The sequence below is a fragment of the Photorhabdus heterorhabditis genome (assembly GCF_001280945.1).
In the GTDB taxonomy this organism is placed as follows: Bacteria; Pseudomonadota; Gammaproteobacteria; order Enterobacterales; family Enterobacteriaceae; genus Photorhabdus; species Photorhabdus heterorhabditis.
Map to the genome: position 1 here is coordinate 1 of NZ_LJCS01000177.1, position 1,154 is coordinate 1,154.

Below are 1,154 nucleotides of genomic sequence, written 5' to 3' on the forward strand. Positions count from 1 at the left end.
TAAATAACTTTTCAAAATAATAGATCACTTGGAGGGAACTCAGTCCGATTTTTGCGATCTGATCAATTGCGAAAAATCCCAAACCCCAACACGGACTGAGTGATGCCTATCATAGCACCTATACCTCAAGATGAATGCCAGAAAATGAGAAAACTTATCCATAAAACCCGTGATAAGAACTATTCCCGTCGATTAACGGCGTTATTGATGCTCAATGAAGGATTGACAGTGACTTATGTCGCCAAGACCCTTCATGCCGCACGCTCTTCCGTCAATCGTTGGGTTCAGTGGTTTACATTATATGGGCTGGAAGGACTCGAAAGTTTACCTGTTGGCCGACCTGCTGTCTGGGATCTCTCCCCGCTCTATAACCTCTTACTTTTCTTATTACAGCAATCCCCCCAAAAGTTAGGCTATCTCCGCTCTCGCTGGAGCCTTGAACTCATGACTCATACCCTCAATGAATTACTCAACCTCTCTCTGACGCAAAATGTCCTTTATCGTTACTTTGCTCAGGTGGGGATTGTCTGGCGTAGAGCGGCGCCCACGGTAAAACAACCCGATCCTGAATATGATGAGAAAATGGCAAAGGTTACGGAAGCTAAAGCGAATATCTCAGAAAAACATCCCGTTTTCTATGAAGATGAGGTGGATATTGATTTCAACCCGAAGATCGGAGCGGACTGGTGTTTCAAAGGGCAACAAAAACGGGTTATCACTCCGGGAAAAAATGAAAAATATTACCTTGCAGGTTGCCTCAATGCCCAAACAGAACAAGTCACCTATGTTAAAGGAATAAAAAAGAACTCTGATTTATTTATCAAAATGTTAGATGAATTGAATCATCAATATCCTCATGCGGAAACCCTCACATTAATCTTAGATAACTACTGTATTCATAAAAGTCAGAAGGTAAAGGATTGGCTGGTCCAACATCCAAAATTTACTCTGTTGTTTTTACCGGTCTATTCACCGTGGCTAAATAAAATAGAACGGTTATGGCAATCGCTCCATGAGACAATAACACGAAATCATAGCTGTCAATTTATGTGGCAGTTGATTAATTATGTTGATGCCTTTTTGGCATCGTTTTCATCACAGCAAAAACCAGGAAGACAAAGAATGGGTGTAGCACTATTATGAAACCTTATTTA

At 41.1% G+C, this 1,154-nt stretch carries 1 protein-coding gene; it reads left to right on the forward strand.

What is annotated here, in order from left to right:
- Positions 1-102: 102 nt before the first annotated feature.
- Entirely contained in the window at positions 103-1,143 is a 1,041-nt protein-coding gene (locus tag AM629_RS21160) for an IS630 family transposase (protein WP_054481773.1), read from the forward strand.
- Positions 1,144-1,154 lie beyond the last annotated feature (11 nt).